This window comes from Pantoea sp. V106_11, assembly GCF_029967885.1.
Taxonomy (GTDB): Bacteria; Pseudomonadota; Gammaproteobacteria; order Enterobacterales; family Enterobacteriaceae; genus Pantoea; species Pantoea ananatis.
This window is the reverse complement of sequence record NZ_JASCAK010000031.1, coordinates 196,311-218,671: the sequence shown is the minus strand read 5'-3', so window position 1 is coordinate 218,671 and position 22,361 is coordinate 196,311. Positions and strand designations below refer to the sequence as shown.

General features: G+C 50.1%; 21 protein-coding genes. 4 read left to right on the top strand and 17 right to left on the bottom strand.

Annotation, left to right across the window (positions count from 1 at the left end; genetic code table 11):
* The first annotated feature begins 140 nt into the window (after positions 1 to 140).
* Genes QLG08_RS16325 through QLG08_RS16315 form a run of 3 tightly spaced genes read left to right on the top strand, consistent with a single transcriptional unit; the run spans position 141 to position 2,721 of the window.
* Positions 141 to 500, top strand: a complete 360-nt coding sequence (locus QLG08_RS16325; protein ID WP_282473036.1) for a GtrA family protein — start codon at positions 141 to 143, stop codon at positions 498 to 500.
* Positions 497 to 1,411: a glycosyltransferase family 2 protein gene (locus QLG08_RS16320; protein WP_282473035.1), complete on the top strand. Its 915-nt coding sequence runs from the start codon at positions 497 to 499 to the stop codon at positions 1,409 to 1,411. Before QLG08_RS16325 ends, QLG08_RS16320 begins: the two co-directional genes overlap by 4 nt.
* Positions 1,408 to 2,721 (top strand): hypothetical protein, encoded by a 1,314-nt coding sequence (locus QLG08_RS16315; protein ID WP_282473034.1) that lies wholly within the window; start codon positions 1,408 to 1,410, stop codon positions 2,719 to 2,721. Before QLG08_RS16320 ends, QLG08_RS16315 begins: the two co-directional genes overlap by 4 nt.
* 42 nt (positions 2,722 to 2,763) lie before the next feature.
* On the opposite strand, the gene QLG08_RS16310 is transcribed toward QLG08_RS16315, so the two are convergent.
* Positions 2,764 to 5,031, bottom strand: a complete 2,268-nt coding sequence (locus QLG08_RS16310; RefSeq protein WP_282473033.1) for a hypothetical protein — start codon at positions 5,029 to 5,031, stop codon at positions 2,764 to 2,766.
* A 176-nt stretch (positions 5,032 to 5,207) separates the two neighbouring features.
* Between QLG08_RS16310 and QLG08_RS16305 the strand changes: the two genes are divergently transcribed.
* Positions 5,208 to 5,468: a hypothetical protein gene (locus QLG08_RS16305; protein WP_282473032.1), complete on the top strand. Its 261-nt coding sequence runs from the start codon at positions 5,208 to 5,210 to the stop codon at positions 5,466 to 5,468.
* A gap of 77 nt (positions 5,469 to 5,545) precedes the next feature.
* On the opposite strand, the gene QLG08_RS16300 is transcribed toward QLG08_RS16305, so the two are convergent.
* Genes QLG08_RS16300 through QLG08_RS16225 form a run of 16 tightly spaced genes read right to left on the bottom strand, consistent with a single transcriptional unit; the run spans position 5,546 to position 22,084 of the window.
* On the bottom strand, positions 5,546 to 5,722 hold the full coding sequence (locus tag QLG08_RS16300; RefSeq protein WP_282473031.1) for a hypothetical protein: 177 nt from the start codon (positions 5,720 to 5,722) through the stop codon (positions 5,546 to 5,548).
* Positions 5,722 to 8,451, bottom strand: a complete 2,730-nt coding sequence (locus QLG08_RS16295; RefSeq protein WP_282473030.1) for a hypothetical protein — start codon at positions 8,449 to 8,451, stop codon at positions 5,722 to 5,724. Before QLG08_RS16295 ends, QLG08_RS16300 begins: the two co-directional genes overlap by 1 nt.
* Positions 8,451 to 10,304, bottom strand: a complete 1,854-nt coding sequence (locus QLG08_RS16290) for a hypothetical protein (RefSeq protein WP_282473029.1) — start codon at positions 10,302 to 10,304, stop codon at positions 8,451 to 8,453. The genes QLG08_RS16295 and QLG08_RS16290 overlap by 1 nt, the downstream gene beginning before the upstream one ends.
* Complete coding sequence (locus QLG08_RS16285) at positions 10,304 to 12,814, bottom strand: hypothetical protein (protein ID WP_282473028.1); 2,511 nt, start codon at positions 12,812 to 12,814, stop codon at positions 10,304 to 10,306. The genes QLG08_RS16290 and QLG08_RS16285 overlap by 1 nt, the downstream gene beginning before the upstream one ends.
* Positions 12,815 to 12,825: 11 nt before the next feature.
* Entirely contained in the window at positions 12,826 to 13,392 is a 567-nt protein-coding gene (locus tag QLG08_RS16280) for a hypothetical protein (RefSeq protein ID WP_282473027.1), read from the bottom strand.
* Complete coding sequence (locus tag QLG08_RS16275; protein WP_282473026.1) at positions 13,392 to 13,856, bottom strand: hypothetical protein; 465 nt, start codon at positions 13,854 to 13,856, stop codon at positions 13,392 to 13,394. The genes QLG08_RS16280 and QLG08_RS16275 overlap by 1 nt, the downstream gene beginning before the upstream one ends.
* On the bottom strand, positions 13,856 to 16,324 hold the full coding sequence (locus QLG08_RS16270) for a hypothetical protein (RefSeq protein ID WP_282473025.1): 2,469 nt from the start codon (positions 16,322 to 16,324) through the stop codon (positions 13,856 to 13,858). The genes QLG08_RS16275 and QLG08_RS16270 overlap by 1 nt, the downstream gene beginning before the upstream one ends.
* Positions 16,324 to 16,929, bottom strand: a complete 606-nt coding sequence (locus QLG08_RS16265; RefSeq protein ID WP_282473024.1) for a hypothetical protein — start codon at positions 16,927 to 16,929, stop codon at positions 16,324 to 16,326. Before QLG08_RS16265 ends, QLG08_RS16270 begins: the two co-directional genes overlap by 1 nt.
* Positions 16,929 to 17,255, bottom strand: coding sequence for a capsid staple protein (gene gp10 / locus QLG08_RS16260; RefSeq protein WP_164482424.1), 327 nt, complete (start codon positions 17,253 to 17,255; stop codon positions 16,929 to 16,931). The genes QLG08_RS16265 and gp10 overlap by 1 nt, the downstream gene beginning before the upstream one ends.
* 49 nt (positions 17,256 to 17,304) lie before the next feature.
* Positions 17,305 to 17,712 (bottom strand): hypothetical protein, encoded by a 408-nt coding sequence (locus QLG08_RS16255; RefSeq protein ID WP_282473023.1) that lies wholly within the window; start codon positions 17,710 to 17,712, stop codon positions 17,305 to 17,307.
* Positions 17,713 to 17,723: 11 nt separating this feature from the next.
* The gene (locus QLG08_RS16250; RefSeq protein ID WP_282473022.1) at positions 17,724 to 18,161 is read right to left on the bottom strand and encodes a Bbp16 family capsid cement protein; all 438 of its coding nucleotides are present in this window, start codon (positions 18,159 to 18,161) and stop codon (positions 17,724 to 17,726) included.
* A 53-nt stretch (positions 18,162 to 18,214) separates the two neighbouring features.
* Positions 18,215 to 19,201, bottom strand: coding sequence for a major capsid protein (locus tag QLG08_RS16245; RefSeq protein ID WP_247103756.1), 987 nt, complete (start codon positions 19,199 to 19,201; stop codon positions 18,215 to 18,217).
* 17 nt (positions 19,202 to 19,218) lie between these two features.
* Entirely contained in the window at positions 19,219 to 19,902 is a 684-nt protein-coding gene (locus QLG08_RS16240) for a peptidase (RefSeq protein ID WP_282473021.1), read from the bottom strand.
* Positions 19,899 to 20,201 (bottom strand): hypothetical protein, encoded by a 303-nt coding sequence (locus QLG08_RS16235; protein ID WP_282473020.1) that lies wholly within the window; start codon positions 20,199 to 20,201, stop codon positions 19,899 to 19,901. Before QLG08_RS16235 ends, QLG08_RS16240 begins: the two co-directional genes overlap by 4 nt.
* Positions 20,198 to 21,862, bottom strand: coding sequence for a portal protein (locus tag QLG08_RS16230; RefSeq protein WP_282473019.1), 1,665 nt, complete (start codon positions 21,860 to 21,862; stop codon positions 20,198 to 20,200). The genes QLG08_RS16235 and QLG08_RS16230 overlap by 4 nt, the downstream gene beginning before the upstream one ends.
* Before the next feature lie 15 nt (positions 21,863 to 21,877).
* A complete protein-coding gene (locus QLG08_RS16225) occupies positions 21,878 to 22,084 on the bottom strand; it encodes a hypothetical protein (protein ID WP_210466980.1) in 207 nt (68 codons plus the stop codon).
* Positions 22,085 to 22,361: the final 277 nt, after the last annotated feature.

Below are 22,361 nucleotides of genomic sequence, written 5' to 3'. Positions count from 1 at the left end.
GCACACCTCCACTGTAGTTAATGGCGATACTATACACAATAATGCATATGTGGGTTATTGGTAATTTTAGGGTTAATCTTAGCTTTGTTACCTTATTGGTAAGTGGTATGATTGGCTAAACCTCATGCGATAAACAGCCAATGCTTGAAAAATTCTCAAAATATTTCTCGGTAGGTATCATAAACACGGCGCTGCACTGGACCGTCTTTTATGTTCTTTACGGACAATCAGGTAATCAGAGCATTTCGAATTTTATTGCGTTTTGCTTAGCAGTTACTTTTTCTTTTTTTGCAAACGCAAAGGTGACTTTCAAAAGCAAAGTTTCAACTAGCAAATATTTTCTATATATTGGGTTTATGGGTGCTATGGCGGCATCCATAGGTTCAATGAGTGATAAGTTAAACCTAAACCCTATAATCACTCTAATTCTTTTTTCTGTAATAAGTCTTTTCATGGGCTTCTTTTATTCTAAATTCATCGTATTTCGGGATGAAAAATGAAAATATCTTTAATTGTTCCTGTCTACAACGAAGAAGATTCAATCCCTATCTTTTATCAAGAGGTAAGGAAAGAACTTTCTGATTTAGATGTTGAGATCGTTTTCATAAACGATGGTAGTACAGACTCAACTGAATCTATCATCAATGCACTATCTGTTTCTGACAGTCGCGTAATAAATTTAAACTTCACACGCAACTTTGGAAAAGAACCTGCGCTTTTTGCAGGGCTTGAGCATGCTACTGGCGATGCAGTTATACCTATTGATGTTGACCTGCAAGATCCAGTTTGCGTAATTCCTAAGCTTATTGATAAGTGGCAATCTGGCGCTGACGTTGTTCTGGCTAAAAGAAACGACAGAGCATCAGATACTCATATGAAGAGAAAGAGTGCTGAATGGTTCTACAAATTACACAACAAAATTAGCTCGCCCAAAATAGAAGAAAATGTGGGTGATTTCAGACTTATGTCGCGGGAAGTTGTCGAGCACATAAAGCTGATGCCAGAGCGTAACCTCTTTATGAAAGGTATCCTCTCATGGGTGGGGGGAACGGTTGAGGTTGTAGAATATGCGAGAGCAGAACGCATAGCAGGAAATTCAAAGTTCAATGGCTGGAAGCTATGGAACCTTGCGTTAGAAGGCATCACGAGCTTTTCTACATTCCCGCTGCGCATGTGGACATATTTAGGCTTAGGTATTGCTGCACTGTCATTTATTTACGGTGCATGGATGATCGTTGATACTTTGGCTTTCGGCAACCCTGTTCATGGCTACCCTTCTTTGTTGGTCTCCATACTATTTTTGGGCGGTGTTCAGCTAATTGGCATTGGAGTTTTGGGCGAATACATTGGAAGGATATATATTGAAACAAAAGACAGACCAAGATATTTACTAAAGAAGGGAATCAAATGAAGTTTTTAACAACAAAGTTTTCATTTCCGATAGTGTTAGCACTACTGGTTGCTTTCACATCTACATCATTGATCATGATGAACACTGGTGATTATTACCGTTCTGTGTTTCCGTTTATTGAAAGCATACCGAACTTTAGTAATAACCTTCCATTCTCTTATCCATTAAAAGAGTCGTTCAGTCCTTTAGACTCTTATGAATACAAAAGTTCATACAGCCTGATTATATATGCATATGCTTCATTAGTTCATATTTTCAGCAATACTTTTTCAATTACTCTCTATTCATCTATTTTAAAATTCTTCTATGTCATCATTGCATCTTTTTTATTCTTGAAGATTGCTGAAATAGAAGATAAAAAGCTTTTGTTTGTATCATATTTACTTTGTATTGCACCATTAATTTCATCATCAAACCTTGCATTTTTTGGCTCTTTTTATCAGGAGCAAGTACTTTTAATTTTACTTCCTTTACTTCTGCTGTCTGTAAATAAAAGAACAACTGAAGCATATTTAACAACATTTCTTAGCGTTACAATAATAGCCTGTTCCAAAGGTCAATTCTTCTACTTCCCAGCGATTTTATTTTGTTATTACTTAATATACGACCGTAAAGGCATGCTTTTAAAAATACCTTTAGTCGCAATTTCTTTGGCTCTTTCTTTTCTTTGCATGATGTTTACAACATCGACTGTTGCATATAACAAATATCACTCAGTATATTTCGGCGTTTATGAATATGAAAGAATGAACGGAATAGAACTTCCTGAAGGTGCCGATAAAAATTGCGTAGGCATTGATTCCTGGGGCAACCGTTTTGATTTGAAATCAGGCGTTGTATCAACATCAATTGGTGAAGAGTGTTTTAATAAACACAAAGACGCCACCTTTAAGGAAACGATAGATGAAATATTAAAACATCCATCTATGCTGTTAAAGCTACCCTTTGATGACGGTGTAAAAACACAGTTAACAGAGAACTATTTCCACGTTTATAAAGCAATGCCATTAATAATAAATAACAATGGTTTTTACGAAAAAATAACTAATGTTAAAGATGCATTATTTAAGAATATAAGATTCTTTTTACTCGTTCTTGCTTTGGTGTTTAGCCTGGCACTCAGAAACGCTAAAATTTCAGGTCTGTTATTCTTATGCAGTTCGCTAGGTATTTCTCAATTCTATATTTCTTTCATTGGTGAAGGTTATCGGGATATGGATAAGCATCTTTTTGGGATGAACTTCAGCTTTGACATGGCTGTATTCTTAGTAATAGCATCAATATTCTCTCTGTTAAAGAAGAATAGATAATATAATTTAGCCGCCACTTTTATTGTGGCGGCTATACGTTACTTACCAGTCACAGCAGTAAACACCCCCGCGCAAAAATTTCCTGTAGTAAGCATAATTATCACCGGTATTTTCAATCCTGAAAACCAGGTATGACTCTGGATCTCCTGTGGATGTATTAAAGTCCAAGACTTTATTTCCTGATAACGCATCGTTATATCTTAAAACAATACTATATCCACCATCGTTGCTGGTGAATAAACTAAAACTTCCAGATGTTCCACCCTGTATGTTGAAATATTCCATGTAGCACCGGGTGTTTTTTCTTGCTTTTATACTGGTCAGGAAACTCGCGAAGGGCCCCCTGAAACCTATTCCGCTGTAATCCGCACCTGAAATACCACTAACTACGCGATCAGAGTTGGTGGAACCGGCCACCACGCGAACAGGGTATGCGTTCGAAGAAACATAAGGATCTGTGGTAGATGTGTCTTTAGACGGTATCTTTTCAATTAACTTTGTTATCGGCCAGTTTCCATCCGTAGCAGTGCCGCCAAATATATAGGCATCTGTAATCTTTTTTTCTCGGACTGGTTGTGAATTTATATCTATGCAAAAATTTTGAAAATCAGAATCAGACCTAACACGTGATGTGATATTGGAGTCGCCGACACCATCCCAAACAAATGCGCCCCAGTTCCCTTGATCTACTGTAGCGAATATTTTTGATGCGGGTAGTACTTGTGCTTTGTCAGGGCAATAATATCCACCCTTATCCGTAAAGGTAGCTACTACTGGTATTATTCTTGTTAAGTTCGTGTGGGCTTTAATTGTACCAAAATCAAACCTCATTTTATTCAAGTCTTTAGTTAACTTGTCTGGATAGCTATTATTTCCTGCATAATACAAAGAATATGAGTCAACGAAAGCCAAGTCATAATTTGTTGACCATCGTTTAACGAACGGTGCCCCAGATGCAACCAGATCAACAAAACTAAGCTGCCTTGATGTTAAGGCCCTGAGTTGACTTATTTTTGTATCCTGATCGGCTATGCTGATGTTTCTTGATGCTGGCTCATCATAGACGGAATATCCAAATGTCGCCTGGTGGTTTTTTGTGGCATTAACAAATTCACTCAAGTTTGCTTTTGCTCTGTCGCTCTCTGTTCCGATATTTACCTGAAGCCCAGCGGTAAGAGCATTATTTAGCAACTGCTCCGCTGTGCCTGCAGCATCTACAGTTCCATTATTAGCGAAATAGCAATAATGATTTATAGTATTAAACCCCATTGCCTTAATAAATAATAACTCACATAAATCATAAGCGCTCTCAAGGTAAAGCATCCTGATGCTGAGGCTGTCGGGGCCATTAACGCAAGCTTTTACAGCACCTAAGCCATAACGGGTTGTGGTCATGCTCCACCCACCCAGACAGCGCTGCCCTTTAGTATTGATGATCTTTGATACCTGGTAGACTTTACCACCAACACCAACGACATCTTTACCTGTGTTGAATGCTGCCTGAATTGCATCTGACCAGTCGCCAGACACAACGAGGCTTGCATAATCTTCAATGTAGGCGAACGCGTTTCTGTTGGTAAGCGTAGAATTTATTGCGTCAATATCAGTTTGTACATTGCCATTTGTCGAACCGATAGACGATGCCCCTGTAGGCTTGGCCAGTTCTATCATGACATCAGAAGCAGAACCTGAAGCAGGCAAAACCATAATTGGATTACCTGAATCATCCATTGCTACCAGCTTATTCTTACGCTGATTAATGCCCGGCAGGGCTGGTATCGGATTATCAGTTCTCAGTGTTTTGTTGAGGTTGCCCTGCGCCAGACTATCAACATAGTTTTTAGTGGCTGAATCCTGCGGATTTACAGGATCTGCCAGGTTACGGATCAGATTGCCCAGGGCATCGTAATAAGGTGCAATGAAAGTAGGTTTTCTTAACGACAGGCTGAACTGGCTGCCAAGTCTCTGAATCAGCATTGTCAGGTAATCGAATGCATCTTCGTGCGTCTCAGCGAAAAACCGGCCCTGGTTGCGTAAATCCGTTTCCTGTACAGCAGGCAGATCTCGGTCAAGGGAGATTTTCCACCCGTCCTGTAAAGGCGATTTCAATATGACGTTCCCACCGCTTACCTGCCCGACGCCGGTAATATCATAATCAGTCCCGAGCTGTAGCGTAGAGACTAATCCCGCAGTGTCCACAACTGTAACAACCATGTGGCTGCTCTTTAATACCCTAAACCTGTAAGGGAATGTTGTTGTCGTTCCGTTGCCGTCATACTGCTCATGGTTAACCACGGTTGATACGGTCATCTTTGCGTGCTCCTGGAGTTGAAATATCAGTCAAGTCTACCGCATTAAATGCACATATGGATAATAGGTAATACTCGTTATATGCTTAATTGATGAAATTTATTGACCAGAACGGAGTCCAAAAACTTGCGCTAAACACTGTGTAAATATACAGTGTTATCAGGAGGGCGATTATTATGAAAACTGATGCAGATTATCATTACCCCGGAAACGATGCGTATACCGAAAAACTTTATAGTGATGAAGGAATTAAGAAGCTTACTGAAGACTCAAAAATAATCAGGCTTCTTGAAGAGTTAGAGAGGAACGGGAAGAATGTAAGAGGTGCCAGGGATGAGGTGAATGCTCTACTCAACTATGTTTCGTCATCAAAAAAAATTAAGTCAGATATGGTTACGCATCTGGAGTATCTTCTTGCATGCGCAAAAAACAGTTAGCATTGTTACCAGTGCGATATTTTTCGTCCTCATCGCCATTAATCTGGTAATACTAAGCCCGCAAAAGCGGGCTATGATTAACGGGTGATCCATAATGCCAGAAAAGCCATAACAGCACAGATAACGCCAGCGCCTCCCCCACCTATTACTTTCTTTTTCAGAAGATTGATGACCACGATCCACACCACGATCGCGTAGGCCGTCACCAGAAAAAACCAACCTAAGATTGTCATCAGCTTGATTAAAATTTCCATTATTGCCCCACAGCTTTTTCTAAGTCAGGCGCGCGGCGCGGCGCACTATCGCCCGGATTCCACCAGCTTGTTACGTCAAACTGGCTTTGCGCTCTGTCTCTAACGCGATCGTTATAGCCGGGATTAGCCATTTCCTGGAGTTGTTGCAGTATCAAATGATTCGTCACAGCCTTTGTGTACCACAGGTTTGCAAATGGTGTAATCATCCTTGCAGTTTTAATTGCATCGGCTCCGAACGTCGTATCCTCACCCTGCAACGCTTTTTGCGGGTTGGTAATAAGCAGTTTCATCAATGACTCTGCCAGCCCAAGGCTCGGGCCGCCCAGCGTTGCCGCAATACTGGAACCGTATTGCGTATGGTCCTGAAACAGGAAGTCTCCATAGATGCCAAAACCGCCACCTTTCAGCGTGGCCCCTACCCATGCGCCGGGCTTTGTCATATCGATAGGGTCATTTCCTGACAACAGCGCATTCATCTGGTTTGCAAACATGCCGGTCAGAGTCGTGCCGCCGATATAAGCTGCCAGAAATTTAAGTGCCGGTACCCGCTCCAGATCCTGAGCACGCGTGACCATCTGCCGGAAACCTGCAAAAGGCGTGGTCTTGAACAGCATAAAACTTTTCAGCAGCTCACCACCCTGATCCCGGGCGTAGGTGTCTATGCCTGTGGCCGTGGTGATGGCCTGTGTCATTTCCCCATGGGTTATGCCCAGTAGTTTTTGAGCCGCTTCAGCACGCGCGTTACGGACCATACGCTTAACTGTCTGCTCAACCTCGGCGTCATATGCCTGGCGCAGTTTTTTGGCACGCGAATCTGTCATAGCTCCCAGGCTGGCCAGTGCCTCATCTGCACCGGCGCGCACGCGCTCAATCTGCGGGGCCAGTATCTCCATAACCCTGGCATCCGGCACAGCATAGATTGCATCAGGGGTCATCCCCATGTGGCCGCCTGTGGTCATTGGCCTTAAATCTGCTGCAGCCATGATCGACCAGTCCTGCGCACTCCACCCTTTTTGTGACAGCAAAGCCTTATCACTTCCCTTAAGGTCGTCAATTGTGGCAAACCTTCGTGTCAGCTCACCGATGTTTTTGTACATCAGCAGGCCGAATGCCGCCTTGTTTGCCCGGTCCATGGCAATCAGCCCGGACCATTTCAGTGTCTTCTCAGCGAACCAGCCGGTAATACCGCGCGTCAGGTCAAATCCGCCCATCTTCGATATCACAGCAGAATGAGCGTCAACCATCAGCCCTATCTCGGCGTTAGCGCGCTTGGCGTCGCCGCTGAAAAGGTTGCGTAATGTGGTGGTCGACAGGCGCATCCCGTTGCGATCAAACCCTAAAGCCTGAGCAGCCGCCCGCATCACAGCCTGATCCGATGTGGCCGTAATCACGCTTGATCCTAGCATCGCTGAGGTCATCAGATTACGGAGTCCACCCACAACAGATGAGAAAACGCTGGTGCTGTTTACGCCGTTAAGACCCGCCATTGAATCAAACATACGCTGGACCAGCTCGCGCTCTTTATTCATTTTCTCTACCGGGCGGGCAGCACCGTCAATGCTCACTGATTTCTGGTAAATGCGATCCGCAATCAGCCGGAAGTTAGTGGCCGCATCGGGGCCAAAAGCTTTAACCACGCCCAGGTCGCGTGAGGCTGATTGCAGGTGGCCCATCATCACGCCAACAACAGGTTGCTGTGTGTATTTCTCCATGTAGTTGAAATGACTGTCGGCATCTTTGAACGCCAGCACGCGGCTTTGCGAACCGCGATTTTTAATGCCTCCAGTGCCGGCGAACGCGCCGGGCTCCAGCTTCTGCGCGCCGTCAGTGGCCTTACTCTCGAAGATGTATTCCAGCGCCTCACGGTATTCCATATCGTTCATTGGCGTGCCGTCAGGGTTAACAAACTGCGTTCTGTCCTGGGTGTTATAAATATCGTCTACCCACTTACGGCGGGCCCAGTCGCCAGGAGGCATCCTTCCAGCAACTCGCGCCTGTAGCCTTTCGGCTGGTGGCAGGGTATTCAGCCACTCTTCCCGACCTGCAGCACGGATCATATCGGCGTCATCGACATAAGGCAGGTGCCAGTCATCACGTAAACCAATATCAAATCCGTTATCGTTCATTTCCTGCCGGGCGCGCGTAGTGATATCGCCCCAAATCTTAGCAACTTTTTTAGCCGCGGCGTTGCCAGTGTCCTCACCATAAATTTCTTTAAGCAGCTGCAACTGATAGGACTTGCCCATTCGAGGATCGAATACATTAAAAAATTTCTGCACATCGTCACCGGCTGCCGTGATCTCAGCAGTAAGCTGGCGCGTCCAGTCCTGATAAGCGCCTGTTGCCAGCTCTTCGGCTGACACCACATCAATCTCTTTACCATCAGAAACTTTTCGGCCAGCGAAGATAAACTGTGAAAGGCTTTGCGGCGTCTGTTCCGCCAGCGGCACATTGCGGTTAAGTGTCTCGGTCACATTGTTAATGGCTATGGCGTTCTGTGCCAGGCGCTGACGCTTTTTGAAAACGTCATGCACTACGCGGCGGGCAACAAGATCTGCGGCCTGCTTGTATGTCTCAGCGTCAGGGATACCGCCTTTACCATTTTTGGCATTGGTACGTGATACCTGCCGCACCGCGTCCTTAATCCGGTCCTCGATGTTTTTAAGCTCATCTGCTTTGGGCTGGCGGCCCAGCGTCTGAGTGATGGCATCAACACAGGCTTGTTTCATTATGAGTTCCTCAGGAAGCAGGTGGCGGCCACGCTGTATACGTTAGATTCTTTCTGCACAGTAGCGAGTTGATTATCCAGGTCAGCCAGTGCCTGTGCCAGACTTACCTGCTCCCCTGTATCAGGATGACTTACGGTTATTTCATCATTAAGGCGTGACATGTCACGGGCCATCATCAGGTCGAAGCTGTTGGATGAAAGCGTTTCACCCGAGTCAGGATCGATACTGACCTGCTCCGGGGCCACAGTTTCAGCCTGGCGGCCCGAAGTGAAGGCGCTGTCATCCCTGACCTGGGGTGCTGGATTGTCCTGTAGCGCACGGGTCGTCTCGGGGATACCGTTATCGCGGTAAATTTCTGCCATGGTAGAGCGCTGCGCCTCGCCTGCGCTGATGGCGTCAGGATGGGCAACACCGGCAAGAGAACGTACCTGCTCTGATACGTTTACAGGCTCACCCGACATAAGCTGACGCGATGCCTGATCCATTGCTGCTACATGGCTGTTCAGGCTTGCGTTATCTGCATGCACCACCGGGGAAGATTCAAGATCGTAATAAAGTCCCTCGTTCATCACATGAGCGGCATCTACATCACTTGGTTTAACACCCGCTTCCGGTACCAGGCCGCGCATGCTTTCGGGGATTAGCCCCTGTTCTATGCGTGACAAATCAGAGCGGGCATCGTAGAACCTGCCGCCCGGACTGCTGTCGGCCAGGGTTGCGCCACGCTGATCAATCTGCTCTTTAAGCAGACCTATGCGCATATCCAGTTCATTCACCTGAGCGGTTCGCTGTGCGCGGGCCTGCGCCAGTGCTTTGCCGCTGCCTGATAATGGCGTTTCCTTTATCTGCTGCAGTTGCGCAGTCGCCTGGTCATGCTGGTATTGCAGGTCGTAAACCTGCTGCGAAAGCGCCTTACGGTCACCGCGACTGATCACCTGGTCAGAAAGCTGCTGTAGCTCTGCCATTCGTGACCCGTAGGTAACTTCTGGCTGAGCGGTCACCGTGTCGGCAACCGGCGGCGCGTCGTTAGCCGATGTTGTAGGCGATTCGGTATTGATCGTGTCTGGCGATGTTGACTGCGTATCAGCCAGTGCAGTATCCGCGCGCTGTGCCGTAAGGTGATGTACGCCACCAAAAGTAGCGCCCAGCACACCATCCACCAGCATGGCCTGTTTATCCCATACACGATATTGCTTAGCCAGTTCATCATAGCCATTGGCTTCCAGTGTCTCGCCCAGGGCAAAACGGTTAGCCGCACCAAAACTTGTATTGATAGCCACGCCGGAAAGTAATCGCTTTGCCAGTCTGGCACCTAACCCAGCGGGTAGCGCCATCCCAAGCGCGTCTGCGCTGGCCTGTTCAAGGGCCAGCGTTCCGGCGGTATCTTCGTTTACCCCTTTGGCGAGAAAGTCCTGCTTTGTGGATTCCAGGCTGCTGCCGAACGCAACTGCGCCACCCGCTACCGGTCCGGCAACAACAGTTGCACCAATGGCTGGAGCAAAGCGGCCCAGGCCCTCGAGGATATCAGCAGCGATACCCTGGCTGTTTGGCGCTGGTTTGACGGCCTCACGTGCATCGTTGAGCGATTTCTGAATCTCGGTAAAGTTCTTGTCTACCACCTCATCCAAATCTGGCACGATGCCGCGCAGGCTGCTGTAGGTAGGGGAAAGCTTTGCGGCTTCAACCCCGGTCTGTAACAGGCCGATAGATCCCTCTGCAGCACCACGGAAAAGCGCGGAGCCACTACCCGCATACCACCGTGGATCATAATCATCAGGCTGTGCTGGCTTTGCCGCTGCCTGATTATCTGCCCACGCCTGCCCCTCTGGGGCCAGTGAAAATAAGTCAGACATTACTGGATCCTCACTGTTACAGGCGCGCCGGTGCGTGGGTCTGTGGCCCAGCGACCGCTGCCGGTCACCAGCCGGTACTGACTGTCACCGACGTTAACCGGAATAAAATTGTTCTGACCGGCCGGATTGAGTCCGGCGGACTTTAATGCCTCGCCTGCTGCAGCGGTGTATTTATCCTTAAACGTCGATTTATCCATGCCGAAGGGCATCACCACATCACCACCGTTGAAGCCTTTGAGCACCCCGCCGGTTGCCATCTGCACGGCCTTTTCAGCAATGTCACTGTCAACGTTTTTGGTGTTCACGCCGTCATTGTCACCATTGGTGTAGGCCAGTCCGGCATAGGCAGATTTATAGATAGACCATGCCATCTGGCGCGCCTGCGGATTATGCGAGAACGATGATCCGACAGCATCATCAAAGGTCTGTTTCAGCTTGTCATCCGACGGTAACCTGACCGGGCTGATGCCAGCCTCTTTCTGTGCTTTGGTCGGGTTTATCAACTGGTCGCCCTGGAGGATGGTTTTAGCCACGTCATACTTATTCATCGTTGGCTTGTAAGGCACAAACTGGCTGTACGGGATGACAGGAGAGCGGTTGTCATACTGATTATCAGGCGTGCCAAGGATCAGCGCTGAATAAGCTGTTGCTGCGCTGTCAGGCGCTATAGCTGAAGCGACTTTACGCAGAGCGTCAGGCTGGAGGTTACGGCCAAAGCTCTGTAGCAGCGAGATTGACTGGTTGACATCGGTGGTGCCCCGTACCTGATTACTGACGTTTGCCGCCTCTTCCCGTGAAAGGATTGGGGCATTAATGCCGATCTGCTGCAACTGGCCCGATGCCGCTGCGCGGTTTTTAACTTCTGCGGTAATGTCCGCCGGGCTGCTGCCGGTGATCGGTTTGTATGCTCCGATGTCCATAGCAGCCTGATAGGGATTTGATTCGCGCATTGAAATGACCTGCTTAGCCGCAGCGGCCACGTGGTCATAAGCGCCTGAACGGCTGGCAAACCCTTCGCCGTTGCCTAGTTCGGTTTTAAGCCCGGCAACATACTGCTGAATGCTGGCTGTCGGCATGGTACGGAAAGAGCCGATATACTGACCGGCAACACGGTCATTTTGCAGATCGTTGAATCGCTGTGTGCCCTCGCGGTAACCCCAGGCGGCAATCAGCTGCTCCTGTGATGGTGGATTACTGAACTCTACCCCTTTCATGTAGGCGGCTTTCGCATCGGAAAGCTGATCGGTAAGCTGCGCCTTAAGCTGTGTCTGCGCCTGACCCTGCATTGATTTTGCCTGGCGCAGATAGGCGGCCTGCGCCTCTGGCGAAGCAGCATCAAAAGCAGCGTTGCCGGTGTAACGCTTTGGTGTATCCAGAGCGGTAAGGCCAAGAGCGGCACGGATCCCGGTATCAAGCTGATCAGGGCTGTATGGCACGCTACCGTTTTCATGTTTGACGATACCAGTTGCCAGACTCTTGAGTACGTTTATGTCTGTCAGGTTTAGCTGGTCATCAGCCTTCACCCCCAACTGGCTGCACAGCGCTTTCACATAGGCCGCTGTGTTGTTGCCGTCGCTGGCGGGCGCCCATCGGTTTACGATCTCGTTGACAGTATCGTATCCCTGACTGCCATACGACATGAGGTTTTTACCCAGCGCGCGGATACCGTGTTCAGGGGTAACGAATTTTGCAAAGCGCCCGTCACTTCCGGTCTGCCCGTCCCAGGTATTTTTACCGGCTTCAATGTTGCCAGGGTTATTATTACGCAGCCCCCGCGCATCACCGGTTGAACCGGAAACGCGGACCGCGCCGGCATAATCCCCCGGCTCACCGTTCCGGCTGATGAAGTCCATATAGTTTTGCGTTGACGCAGCGGAAAGCGCACCATCAGCAGATTGCTCCTTCAGTTTGTTTTTGGCGCTGGCACGCTCTTCATCACTCCAGCCATGAGCATCAGCAAACTGATCTATCGCTGTAAAGCCCTGCTTCACAGTCGAAGTGAATGCCTGCGGGTCGTTGTACTGTGCCTGGGCAGTTGTCACTGTGGCCTGCTGCAACGCTTTAAACTGGCCTTCCTCGTACTCTTTAACCTGGCCAATCTCATACATGTTAGCCTGGCGCTTGTACTGCATACCGGCCTGATCGATCTGTTGAATAAACTGCTGCCGCATTGACTCCGGCACCTGCTGTGCAAGTTCTTCAGCTTTACCACGGATATTAGACAGGACCAGTTCTGACTGACCGACAGCGTTTTTGCCCTGCTTCGTGTACAGACCGTTGTCAGTGTTATTGAACTGATCCTCAGCGAAAGACTGAAACTGAAGAAAAGCGTTCTGGCTTTGTGCGACATTCGCCTTATGCTGTTCTTCAGCAAAAATACCGGCAATCCGGTTACCGGTTTCTGCAAGCCCGGCCCCGAAATTATCAGGGCTGGTCTGGACGCTTACCTGTTGCGCTGGCAATCCCTGATCACTGGCCTGCCTGGAGTTATACGTAGGTACCGTTGGCATATTTTCAGTCCTTAAAAGGTAAAGCTGTTGCTGCCGTAACGGCTGTTTTTCAGGCTGGCGAAAGCTCCTGAATTGACACTGCCATTACCGCTATTGGCGAATGGGTTTTTGCCACCTGCTTCCCGATAACCCTGAAAAGAACCAATCGCACCATTGAGTAGGGTTGTCGCAACTTGCTGATTCCCAAATGAGGTATATGCTGATGCCTGTGAACGGTTACCAGCGGCCTGCGTCTGGAGGCCATACGCCTGTGCTTTTGCGTTGTTCACTGTAGTCAGCGCATCAAGTTCACCCATTTGCGCTGTGTCGCCAAAAATATCCACAGCGGTGCCACCGCCCAGGTCGACACCGCTGGCTGCCATAGTCGCCGCCTGCGTTCCTGAAAGCTGGCGGGCTCGGGCACGCATCTGATCTGCCTGCGCGTTACCAGCATTTATTGCGGCGTCGGCTGATTTCTCCTGCAGATCAGCGTTGTAGTTGGCAAGCTCTGACTGATATTTAGACTGCTGGCGCTGGCTGTAGGCAGATGCTGCCGTAGCTGCAAGCATGGCCACACCGATAGCAACGGGTCCGCACATTATTTTCTCTCCAGGGTGAAGCGGTGAAACAGCATGCCGTTTGGTCCGGCCGGTGCTGGTTCATCAATTTTGAATCCCAGCCAGTGCAGCCACTGTTTAGCCGCAATGTTTCTGGCATCTACATAATTCTCAAGACGAGGGAATGACTCAAGGATGCCAGCGAGCAAAGGCCGACTGTGGCGAATAAAAACGCGGGAATGGGTTTCAAGCTTGTCCGAGGCAATCAGCCATGGCGTTCCATAACCGGTTAAAATACTCGCGGGCGTCACACCAAAAACAGCCACCACCTCACCATCAACCAGCCCGGCCCAGCAAAATGCAGATCGGTTAAGGCCATATTCCAGCACCTGTGCAGGCGTCATTGACCAGCCTGATTCAAATTCCTCTATGTCGGCCTGCCTCACGTTTGAGACAAGTTCAGCGGCATGCTCCGGCGTGGCGGAAACTATGGAAACCTCTGGCATTATCTTCCCCCTACAGAAACTGAAGGAATAACAGCCAGGATTGATAGTGGTAGCGGATCTTCCTGGCGAACATACACGCGGCCACCTTTTCCCCAGTTAGCATCAATGCTGATATCGATCGTTCCGGTAGCATCCTCAACGGGGTTGTCATAAAACTCATATTCCCGCTGCGCATACTCATAAAGATTTTTACCGTCAGTACCGGCAAACACTCCCCGGCTGGAGTTGACCAGCAGGCTAACCTGAGAAATGATCATCTTTTTATCAAGCAGCGTTTCCTGTCCGGCAATATTAACGTCCAGGGTTTCAAACTCAGCTGTCACAGGGAGGCCAATATGGACGACTGCGCCCGGCGCACTGATGTCAACAGCGCCGCCAGTTACGGTTTTCTGAGGCTCAACATTGCCATCTGACAGGATGCTGACTGTTTTACCTTCCAGATGATTAAGCCCTGAAAAATGAGATACAGCTTTACCCCACTGCGTAACTGGAAAATTCTGCAGCATTACGGGAATATCGTGGTTAGCGGTGACGGAAGCCTGGTTGGACGAAATAATGGCCCCGATTTTTAACCGAAGGACTTTATCAACGAGCTCATCATCCTCAACCTGCTGGTAAGGTATGTGGATCTCTTCACCGACATTGGCCGATGTGAAATAGGCTGAACCCGAGGCACTCAGCGTTAGAGGTGATGACCATTTCCAGGTGCTGTCGGTAGCGCCTACGGTCATGGTGCGTGATTGATCGGTATTTCTGCCATCATAGCTAAGGCCACAATCAACGAAGAATGCATCAACATCTGAACTGAATTGCCGCGTTGATAGCCGTTCAATATAGCGACGTGACTGTCCATTGATGGTCCGCTGCACGGTGAAATAGACAGCATCCTCTGTACCTTCGCTGATACTGCATGTTGACTCAAATTTCCCATCAGTAGGCTGTGGTGCCCACGCAAAAACCTGCTGATCGCGCAGGTAAGTCAGCGTCAACAGCATGCCATCATTCCGGATTGCCCATGCTGCTGAATACGGCACAACAGAGAATGACCAGTCAGTAAGCTGATAACCCTGAAAAAGGTGGTTGGCCAGTACGGTAAGGTCACTTCCCTGATAACTGTCAACGTCGAAGGAATAAGCCAGATCACGAACAACGCTGCCCTTCTCCTGGATAAACAGCGCGATATTGCTGACTGTGATGGGCGGTGTTGAGCTGGCGCCGTCAGCACCCTGTGAGCTGAAAGAGAACGAACTGGGCGTAAGCACCTTGTTCTGGTCGCCGTTAATCTTGAACTGGCCGCCTGATGTCAGTGCAACCAGGGATCCTACATCAATCAGGTGGCGGATTTCGTTTACCTGGCGTCCGGCATAGGTGTATGTAATGCGATCATCGTCAGCAATGGGTGAGCTTTTGCCAAAGTCCTTATAATCTCCAGACCGGCTCGACCAGATGGTTTGAGGTGCGGCGCGTGACGCAGCAAAAAAAAGGCGCTGCTGATAATAAACAACTGTGCCAGGGTAGCCGTTAGCGCTGTTCCATGCAAAGCGAGCCCATTTATATGAGCCGTTACCACTGCCAACAGCATTAGATGGAATGCGTGAAACTACCTCTGCTGTTGCAGTAGTGCCATTCGCAGAAACAATACGACAAATTCCAAAACCAGAATGCAGATATTCCCAGGGAACACCTGTTGATCCCTCTCCTGTTCCTCCCCATCCATCAAGAGAAACACCATCAGTATGGGATGGGCGCAATGAGCCAGTTGTACCACCATAAGAGGCCCGGTAATAATTATTGCCTGCCCTGCGAACAATTCCAGCGGTAACTGGCTTTCCGGTCTCCCATACTGGGATGTTGTCTATGGATGATTGCTCAAGATAAAAAAGTTTTCCGTTTTGCTCAGATCCAAAAATAGAACTGCTTGCCGTAAGCGTGATAGTTCCTGTTTCACCACTTGCGTATACCACTACGGATTTATTGATATTGACGTCTTCAAAAGGACCGTTTTTGGTTACGACTTCAACCAGAGCCCAGTTATCGTGCGCATAGCGCTGCAATTCGCGCGGCGCGTAATTGGGGTGACAGATTGTCATTACGTCGGCTGACTGGGTGTACTTGAGCTCAAACAGATCGGCTTCCTGATACGGGGTGGCAATCTCATAAACAGCACCCGCAGAATTCAGCACCTGGCCGCCGTCTTTGAATACACGCATATAACCGTCACCAAACTCCAGCGCATAGGTTTGAACGGTCGAAAACTGGAAGGGGATCAGTCGGCACTTTTTGTTTGGGTATTTTGCCTCGGCAATAAAGCGCGTGCCCGGGCGATTCTCAACGCCGCCATACTGGCGCACAATGAAGTTACGGCACCGGCGAAGGGATACGGAATATTTTGCCAGGTCAATGCGGCCGTAAACGTTTGGTGCAATCTCACCACCGGCAAATGAGGGCTGGATGATACTGTTGGACATCAGCTTAACCTCGCACTGGTGAATTCGCTCTGTGGCTCGACAGGTTCTTGGCTCTCATTCATTGAGTGGCTGCCCGCGCTGCGGATAATCTGCGAATACATTGTCAGGCAGTTCTGAACGAGATTGGGGGCTGATGCCAGGGGCATGCCGATTTCGCTGGCCAGCTTCCATGACAGGGCGCTGCGGAACAGCGGGTCAAACATATTGGGATCTGAAATATCACTGACGTAACGGAGCCAGGCATCAGGCTGATCCGTGTAAATCAGTCGTCCTGTACCTTCGAAATCCGAACCTGTCTGATATTCAATGCGGCAACGTTCCGGCGGGTTACGCATGCCGGGCACCATGATATCGACGATGCGCTGGCAGTCGGTTGGGTAACGGTAGGCATATTGCCAGTCGCTTGGGGCTGCGCCGGTGTCGGCCAGCGCGACACGCTTAATAGCAAAGTTCCAGTCAAAGTCTGCAAGCACCTCAAGGCGGGCAGACTCATAGTGCAGGTCGCAAAGGCCCGCCTCTTTGCTTTTCTCAGTCAGGCTGTTGATCGTGCGGCTGTTGCCCAGGCGACTGAGTGCAATGTTGCAGATTTCGATGACCGATGCCATTAATCGTCCTCCGATCCATAAAGCGTGTCGGCCGCTGTTTTCGGTGGCGTCGCGTCTGATTTTTCCATGCCAAAGTCAGTGATCTGCAGATCGACCTGGCTGTGAGAATCGCTGTTTTCTGACTCGCGAACGCTCACGCCAACGACTTTAGCCAGTCCGCCCAGTGCCATCATGTCGCCAACTTTTGGCAGATCGATACCGAGTTTTTTAAGTGCATCGCTGTTCAGCGTAATACGTAAACCCCACGGGTATTCGTCGCGGGTTTCAGTCTGTCCGTTTTCACCTTCCACTGACTCGGTGCCGGTTTTCATGTTGACGACTTTCATAAAATGCTCCTGAAAAAAAGGGGCCAACCGGCCCCTGTCTTATCGCCGGTCACAGACCGAGTTCGATTCGCTTCGCTGCAATTTTTTCGCGGAGGGTATCGGCTTTGAAGTTGAAGTGAGGCTTCTCGTTAAAGAGTCCTTCATACTCTTCTCTGAGTTTGTCCAGATCTTCATCACCCTGACCGTTTCCGCCATTGCCGCCTTCAGGGTTTGGCTGGTTACCGTTTCCGCCAGTGGGTGGCGGGTTGTCGATTCCGTTTGGCACGATGACTTCAACAGCCTTCCCTTTCTTCTCGGCCTTTTTCTTTGCTGCTTCGGCAGCAGCGTTCAAAGGTTCCAGCGCGGTGCCCGGCTCGCCGTCATACTCAACTTCTGACCCTTCAGGCCACAGGTTGTTGTGAATGTGAGACAGGCGCAAAACGCGATACTTCGCCTTTTCTTTAGTGACTTCTGACATTTACGCGCCCCTTAACCAGTGATGCGAGAGCGGATCGGATACGGTGCGTTGTTATCCACATCCAGGTTAATACCGGCGGTGAATGCGCCAGCAGTCAGCGGACCGGTGCCAACAACGTAGTTCACGCGCAGATAGCGCTGAACACCCTGGGGAACCTTCTGTGACATGACACGCTTGCCAGCAGTCAGCGCGGACAGTGCCAGATCACCTGTAGAGGTGAGCGTGGTCCAGGTGCTGTTATCAGGGCTGGTCTGCAACTGAATGTTGATCGTGGCGGCGCCGGCAGCGGCCGCAGTGGTGTTAACAGTCGCCCAGAATTCAAGCGGGTAGCCAACACCAATATCACGGCGTGTGCCGTCGATTGGGCCCAGGTCGATAACGTCGGTTGAAGCAGCAGAAGCGGTCACCGCCTGCGCTTCGGAGAACATCAACAGTTTGTCGAGGATCATCTTTATTTCTCCATTAGGCGGGCCAGGTATCAGCCCGCCGGATTAGTCAGGGGTTAAACTACACGCGCTTCTGTTTCGAGCAGAGCATCAGTTTCACGGATCGGCACGCCACGGAAAGTGGTCCACCATTCGCCTTCAGTCTCTTTCACGGAAATTGCCAGCGAAGATTTGTCCATAGCCTGTGTATCAAGAGCCTGGGCAACAGTACGATTCATGTAGAAAACTGGTTTTCCCATGCCACGGTTAGGAATGCGATGAAGTGCCCGGACCATCAGTTTTGCAATGTTCGCTGCGGTCTGTGGATCAGAAAGGTTGCTGACATCGATGTTGGCGATTCGGACAACATAGCGCCAGTCACGCAGAGTCAGTCCGGCATCCCACTTGTAGTGGGTGCGGTAACCTTCATATGGGTTGTTGTTGCCGTCCAGCAGCGTTTGTTGACCTTTGTTTTCCATCTGTAAGCCAGCTTTCTGGCCTTTAGGGAAGATGCCATGAACGGTATTTTCACCCCACACCACCAGCCAGATAGATGTGTTATCTGTTCCGGTGCCGCCAGCGTCGATAATGTTCTGTCCATTTCCTGCTGATAGCAGAGAGTAACGGGAGGATAGCCCCATAAACTGCTGTGGGTTAACGGAGGTGTCGCCGTAAAAAAGTGTCGTAGCCATGCGCTGGTTCATACCTTCCAGGAAGGCTCGATCCTCCGACAGTCGAAATTCATTGGTGTTACCGTTCAGATCAGCAAGAGATTTATCAATCTCTGCATAGGTTTCAAGCATCCCCATGGTGTCAGTGATCTGCACTGTGGTGGATTTTCCCTTTGGCACACCGGAGTTGATCATACGCCAGTATGCATCGGGCAAACCTGTGCGGATGGTCGTGCGGTGACCGGTCGGTGAATTACTTTCCATGAACGGCATATCGTCCAGGATAGGATTAGTCTGACTGAGAAGTTCGGTAATTTTATCGACCTTCCCATTGGGATCGATGCGCTTACCCCAGTCAGCCAGCGTCAGCGCAATTAAGCCTTTAACAGCCATAGTTTATTTCCTCAGTTTTAACCATAAAGTACGTCGGCCGCCGAACGCTGGCCTTTCTCATTTGACGTGACCAGGCTGTCCTCAGACATGGCCGCGCCAACCTTCACAAACACACGGATCAACTCTGGATGGTTGCCCATGCCGCTTGTCTCTAAAAACTCACGCAGTTCAGGCGTGGCGAATTTATCCATTGCCTGTTTAGCGCGGGTCAGATTGGCTTCGAATTTTTCGCCGCCGATCTCTTTATCTTCTTTGGTCGCGGTGCCCCAGTCGGCCACCTGCTTTTGCCAGGTGTCGGCCTGCTGCTTCATCAGCTGCGGCATGACTTTGGTGCCGTACAGATCGACCAGTTTTTGCGCCTGCTCCTGTGAAAGGTTCAGTTCGCGGGCAATAGGCTCGAACTGTTCAACAGCCGCTTTGTCCAGCTCGCTGCCTTCAGGCGCCTTGAACTCGTAGGCTTCTGGCGCGCCTTCTGGCTTCTTCTGTTCTTCAGGTTTTTTGCCTTCGCCATCACCTTCCTTACCCGTCTCACCTTCCGCTGGCTGACCATCATTATCTTCAGCGCTAGCGCCTTCTGTGCCTGATGGCTGCTCAGTTCCATTCTGTGCTGTCTGCTCTGCCGCTGGCGCGCCAGCGTCACCGCCATCTACAGGGGATTCGCTACACAGGCGACGCATTAGCAAACGTTCAAAAATATTCATTTATCAGGTTCCTCTCCGGCTTCTTTAGCCATGGTCAGATAGAGATCAGGGCAGTGCTTCATAACGTCTGTGAACAGTCGCAGGCCTTCATTGCGACGCCCTTCGTTGAAATTGGTATAGTTGTTGTCGCCTGTAAAAGTGACTGAGAACACGCCAGCACTTTCCAAAACCTTCCAGATGACGCGGCGGCCCTGCGGGCTTTCCATGACGTGAATCAGATCATCGCGCTCACGTTCTGCGGCTAGGCGCTGCTGTAATTGCTGGTCTGCCAGTTCCTGGCTTTGCTCGAAATCAGTCATTGCTGTGCTGCTCCGGCTACGGCGGTCAGGCCGTTCTGTCCTTCAAGATTTGCCTGACTTAAATCCTTGGCACCTCCGATAGCCTCTCGGGCCATCTGCATCTGCTGTGCCATCTGCATCTGTTCCGCACGCTGCTGACGAATCTGCTGCACCTGCTCTTCGGGAACGATGACGGTTGGCGATACGCCGATAGAGTCGCCGTAGCTGTCGATGAGTTTGTCGACGTCGATTTTGTCCAGCGCTTCCGGTTTTGCCTGTGCCATGCTGCCGACGAATCCAACGAAACGCTCCATGCTGCTGACGCCGATTGACTTCTGCGCCTGGGCCATGACCGAGATATATTCGATGCGCAGTGCGGTACCCTGGAGAACTTCCGGCGCAGGTGGCAGCATGCCCTTGCGGGACATGATGGCGAATACCCGGTCGATAAGCGGATCGAGAAACTCATCATTCAGGCGCTCAAGCACCGGGCCGAGCATCAGCAGTTTCTCTTCGCGTAATTCGTTAACCGCTTCCACTGGCATGGAGCGGGTATTGATGGTTTGCAGCATCAGGAACAGGTCGACAAAGTAGGCGCTGCGGATAGTTTCGCGCGTGTCCTGAATGTCGTTCAGCAGGTCACCGGTGTTCGGATTGACCATGTAAAGCGGCTTCAGACCGTCCTGCCCTGTCAGCTGATCGAGATAAGTCACAGCACCAGGCAGTTGAGATATCCGTTGCTGTTTGAGCGATGAAGGCCCAACCAGCGGTGGGTTTGTCGCTTTATCAATGAGCTGGCTTTTACGCTTCTGCTCCAGCTGCAGCGCTTTGACCTGGCCTAATGCGGTCATGCCTGGGCAGTTGCTGCCATACGCATCCTCGCCATTCACTTCCCAGCGCGGTACCAGAATGGGGAATTCATCAAATCCTGATTCACGCAGTATCTTGTCATCGCCGGCGCACTCGTAATAAACAGAGCTGTAACGCTTGTTTTTGGCGTCCAGCTTTCCGGTATCGCGGTTTACGTTGGGATAAACGGCGTGCATGACGTCGTGCCATGTCTCTGTTGAGCGCGTATTCCACTGGCCTTTAACGGTTTCACTGACGTTATCCAGGCCGAACTGCTCCACCAGCTGGCGGGTAGTCATGCGGAATTTTCGGAATACAGTGTCAACGCTCAGGCGAGAACTGTTTGATACGTAGTAGCTCCCGATTGGAAACGGGTACGTGCGGATAATGTCCTCGTCATCTTCCAGCACCGCCATGGCCGCCGTGCCGTATGTGCCAAGCTGCGCATAGACGATCGGCAATGACTGATAGAGATTCGATTTATTGAAAATCTCATTCATGCGGCGCTGAACATCTTCCAGCCAGACTTTGACCGGGCCGTAATCTTTCATTGCCGGATCTGAAACTGACAGCGTGAACCACGGGCGCGCGGGGCTGGTGATGCCGGACATCATGCCGCTGGAGAGCGTGCGCTCAGCCAGGGTACAGGTCGGGTCAACAACTTGCGTGTTGCGGCGGTTATCACGGTTTGCATCGGAAACAAGGAAGCGGCTGGAGCGCGGGCTGATGTAATCAGACAGGTCACGCCAGTGGGGATCGAATGTTGTCCGCTCCTGATTCAACAGGCCGAACTGTTTGTTTAATCTCTGCTTCAGCGTTTCTTGCTCAGCCATGATCGCCCCGGTTTATTACTGACCGAGCAGCGTTTTGCTGCTGGTGTTGGCCTGAGAAGTGACGCCCTGCGAACCGGTCAGGATAGTGGAAGCGCGTCCGGCAGCAGCGCGGCGGCGGCGTTCTTCCTCATCGCGGGCGTTGACTACAGCCGTATCCTGTTCCTGTGGCGCAGCCTGAATCGCAGGCGCTGATGGTACTGACGGTTTAGAACCCACGCACATGTCGGTAACTCCTTTGGATAGTTACCAAAATTAAACCACATACGCATTATTTTAACCACTATACAGAAAATAATTTGACATCAGTTACCATAATGGTAATAGTTAAGCCGTGGAGAGCGCTGACACGTCGGCCATAGCCCGGATTACCGCAGCAGTATATTGGGCTTAAAAGTAAAGGCGGGGAGCCGGTGAAAGCCCGGCACACATCAGGCGAGAGCATTTGGCGGGCGTTCAGGCGCGCCACATAGGCGCTGAGTGCTCTCACCGATGTGCCTAA